The organism is Streptomyces sp. NPDC005820 (genome assembly GCF_040630255.1).
GTDB lineage: Bacteria > Actinomycetota > Actinomycetes > Streptomycetales > Streptomycetaceae > Streptomyces.
The window spans coordinates 127,928-131,867 of sequence record NZ_JBEXXE010000006.1 but is presented as its reverse complement, the minus strand read 5'-3'; the positions used below and the strand labels follow the sequence as shown (position 1 = coordinate 131,867).

The following is a 3,940-nucleotide window of genomic DNA, read 5'->3' as shown; positions in this document are numbered from 1 at the left end:
GGGGGTACCTCCAGGAGTATGGGCAGGCGTGTGCGCAGGGCGCGCCGAGCCGCGCCGACCGCGGTGACGTCACGCGGTGGGCGGTCGGGTGGCGGGGCCGGTGCGGTCAGGCGGCGAGTTCGCCGGCCTGGAGCTGCCAGAGGGATGCGTAGAGTCCGTGCCGGGCGAGGAGTTCGTCGTGGGTGCCCTGCTCGGCCACGACGCCGCCCTTGTCCATGACGTAGATCCGGTCGGCGTGGCGGACCGTGGAGAGCCGGTGGGCGATGACGACCATGGTCCGGTCGGCCGCGAAGACGCGGAGCGTGCGCTGGATGGCGGCCTCGGTCTCGTTGTCCACGGCGGAGGTGGCCTCGTCGAGGATCACCACGGGAGCGTCCTTGAGGATCGCGCGCGCCAGGGCGATCCGCTGCCGCTGACCGCCGGAGAGGGCGGCGCCGCGTTCGCCGATCACCGTGTCGTAGCCGTCCGGCAGCGCCGCGACGAAGGGGTGGGCCTCGGCCTTGGTGGCCGCCTCGACCACGGCCTCGTCCGAGGCGCCGAAGCTGCCGTAGCGGATGTTGTCGGCGATGGTGCCGTCGAAGAGGAAGGGGTCCTGCGCGACGAACCCGATGGCGTGGCGCAGATCGTGCCGCCGCAGGTCGCGCACATCCCGCCCGTCGAGCAGCACGCTGCCGAACTCGGCGTCCTGGAAGCGCATCAGCAGCTTGGCGACGGTCGTCTTGCCCGAGCCGGTGGCGCCGACGAGGGCGGTGACCTGCCCGGCGGGGATGGTCAGCGAGAGGTCCTCGAGCACCGGCGGCCGGCCGGGGTAGGAGAAGGTCACGTCGTCGAGGACGATCTCACCGCGCACCTTCTCGACGTCGAGCGGTCCGCCGTCGCCGTCGGTCTCCACGGGGAGGGCCCGCAGCCGCTGGACCCGGTCGTGGGCGGCGAGCGTGCGCTGGTACTGGTCGACGATGCCGCCGAGCCGGTTCATCCGCAGCAGCACCATCTGGGGCAGCCCGATCAGCGGGCTGAACACCTCGAACGGCAGACTGCCGTCGAGCACCGCCCGGCCGCCGATCAGCAGGGTGGCCGCCATCGAGCTGGTCGTGCAGACCCGGACGATCTCGGCGTGCCCGATCGTGGTCCGGTCGGTCTGCCTGCTGCTCTCCTGGGCTTCCCCGCTCAGCCGGTCGATGCGTTCGGCCTCGTAGTCCTCGGTGCAGAAGCTCTTGACGGTGGCGCCGGCCTCCAGGGTGTTCACCAGCTGGCTGTGCAGCCTGGCCCGGTGCTCTCCGGAGACGGCGTAGTCGGCCGCGACCTTGTCCTGATAGTGGAACGACAGCCAGGCGATGACCGGGATGGGCAGGAACGCGATCCAGGCGATCTGCGGTGCCAGCAGCAGGAACAGCGGCACCAGGAGGGCCAGGCTGGTCCCCAGTTGGATCAGGTCGCCCGCCGAGGTGGCGAAGAAGGCGCCCAGCTGACGGACGTCGTCGGTGAGCGCGCCGGCGATCCGGGTGGTCCGCTCGCCTTCGAGGTGGCGCAGTTCGAGGTGCTGCACATGGGCGTACGTCCGGTTGCGCCAGTCGTGCTCGATGTCCTGGCCGAGGCGGCGCCACTGGAGGTTCGAGGAGTACGACAGGCCCGCCACGGCGGCACAGGCGGCGGCCACCAGCCCTGCCAGGCACCAGAGTTGAGCGGACGCGGTGGTCAGGCCGAGGCCGACCAGCGGTGCGGCCTCCCCCTTGATGAGCACCAGCGCGGTCCAGCCGAGGAAGGTGCCGAGCGCCATCTCCGAGACCTGGCAGGCGACCGACAGCGCGGAGGCCCGGTACAGGCGCCGGCGGTGCGGTCCGACGATCTCCAGCAGGGGGTGGCGGTCGGCTCCGGTTCCGGGCAGGTCCCGGGTCGCGTCGACCGCTCGGCGCCAGGCCTTGCGGACGACGGCCGTGGTCGCCGCCGCCACTCCGCCCAGCGCCACCAGCTGCTTGCTCAGCGCCGACCCGCGGATCAGGGCGATGCCGGCGACCACCCCACCCCCGACGGCGAGCACGGGGCCCACGAGGCGGCGGTCCGCAGGCGGGGCCGGTGCGGCGGCGGCCCGGGCCGGGGCCGGACGCCCCGCTCCGGCCGGGCCCTCCACGACCAGGGCGACGGCCCTGCGGACGAGCCGGCCGACGTCGGCGGCGGTCACCCGCGCGTCGTGCCGGACGAGCACCCCGCCGGTGACCGGGCTGGCCTGCGCCTCGGTGATCCCGGGAAGGCGGCGCAGGGCCGCGGCGAGGACCTCGGCCGTGCGAGGCCGTCCGAGGACCGGCTTGACGTCCCAGCGCTGGCGGCCCGGAATGACCGAACGCGGGCGCACGTCCACATCCACGGAGCGATATCCGGCTGCGGCACCCGGCAGAGATGACATGTGTACGATCACCTGTTTGTGGAGGTCGCAAAAACCGTCACGAGCACGACGAATTCATGCGGCGGAGTGGAAATTCCGAGAAAAGAAAAGCGGTCGGCAGGTTGGTTGTTCTACGGTCAACCACACAGGGTCGACCGCCGCTCGGGCGCATTTCCTCGAGCCGATCGGAATACGCGCCCGGGGGCGGGACGAAACCGTCAGTGCGTCTTGCCTGCGCCCGTGGTCGCGCGGATCTTCGGGGCCCTCGCCTCGCCCTCGGTCCGGGCGGGGGCCGCATCCTTCTCGCTGTTCGGGGTGGCGCTCTTGGCGGCCTCCTGGCCGTTGCCCGAACGGGTGTCGGTGTCACCGGCGGCGAGCTGCGCCGCCATCACCTCGGCGGCGACCTCGGCCGCGAGGTCGTGGATGTTCTCCCCGGCCTCGTGGGTCGCCTTCTTCACCTCGAGGGCGAGACCGACGGACGTCTTCACGACACCGCGCATCAGCGGCTTGAGGAGACGCTTGGCCAGTGGTGCGACGATAAGGCCGATCAGGAAGGGCGGTACTACGGGGGGCATGATGCTCCATCCTCACTACGCATTCGTATGACAGGAACCCCGGGAATTCGCGATTTCCCTGCTGGGTCTCATTCCGTGTCGATGGGTCCAGCAGCCGCTCTTCTCTCACCGTAGTCGAGCCGTTACCGTCGAGAGCAAATCGGCCCGGCCTCTTTCACTCATGTGAGTGCTCTTGATCTTCCAGGCCGACGTTTTCCCGGCATTGCTTAAGTTAGGCAAGTATCTGTTAGGGTGAGGTCATGTCCGTCATGTCCAAGCCGTCGCCGCTTCGTCGAGGAGGGCGTGACGTGCTGATCGTCGCGGGCGATCCCGGGGAGACCGATCTGCTCACCACGACGCTCCAGCTCGCCGGCTACCGGGTCGCCGCCACGGCGGTCACCGGTGCCGAGGGGCTCGCCCGGATCTCGCAGCACCGGTTCGACCTGGTGGTCTGGGACGCCACGCTGCCCGATTTGAGGGACCTGGTCCGGCACCGCGGAGCCGCGCCGGCCGAGGTGCCGCCGTTGCTCTTTCTGATCACCTGCGACTATCTGCACACCCTCCTTCCCGAGTTCGGCAGGCGCAAGGAGGACTACGTCACCAGGCCGGTCCGGGCCGCGGAGGTCCTGGCCCGCGCCGAGGTCCTGCTGCGGGACCGGCGTCCCGAGCCCGGCGCGGGGACGTCCGGCTACGCCGACCTGGTCCTGGACGACGCCACCCGCCAGGCGCGGCGTGGCTCCAGGCCCCTCGGCCTCACCCCCGCCGAGTACCGGCTGCTGCGCCACCTGCTGGCCAACGTGGAGTGCGTGGTGTCCAAGGAGCAGATCAGCTGGTACGTCTGGGGCGACTTCCGCGCGAGTGAGGCCATCGAGAAGCTCGTCTCCCGGCTGCGGCAGAAGGTGAACCGGGAGCAACCCCCCTTGATCCACACGAGCCGGGGGTTCGGCTACTGGCTCGGGAGCTCCCGCGCCTGAGGCGCCCGTCGGACCGCCCGGGCATGCGGACG

At 71.1% G+C, this 3,940-nt stretch carries 3 protein-coding genes; 1 reads left to right on the top strand and 2 read right to left on the bottom strand.

Annotated elements, in window-relative coordinates:
- Positions 1-106 precede the first annotated feature (106 nt).
- Positions 107-2,401 carry an ATP-binding cassette domain-containing protein gene (locus ABZ464_RS09460; RefSeq protein WP_359273300.1) on the bottom strand — a complete coding sequence of 765 codons (2,295 nt, stop codon included), beginning with the start codon at positions 2,399-2,401 and terminating at the stop codon, positions 107-109.
- Positions 2,402-2,598: 197 nt separating this feature from the next.
- Positions 2,599-2,955, bottom strand: coding sequence for a DUF5132 domain-containing protein (locus ABZ464_RS09455; RefSeq protein ID WP_359273297.1), 357 nt, complete (start codon positions 2,953-2,955; stop codon positions 2,599-2,601).
- A 287-nt stretch (positions 2,956-3,242) separates the two neighbouring features.
- On the opposite strand from ABZ464_RS09455, the gene ABZ464_RS09450 reads away from it, so the two are divergent.
- Positions 3,243-3,908 carry a response regulator transcription factor gene (locus ABZ464_RS09450; RefSeq protein WP_359273295.1) on the top strand — a complete coding sequence of 222 codons (666 nt, stop codon included), beginning with the start codon at positions 3,243-3,245 and terminating at the stop codon, positions 3,906-3,908.
- Positions 3,909-3,940: the final 32 nt, after the last annotated feature.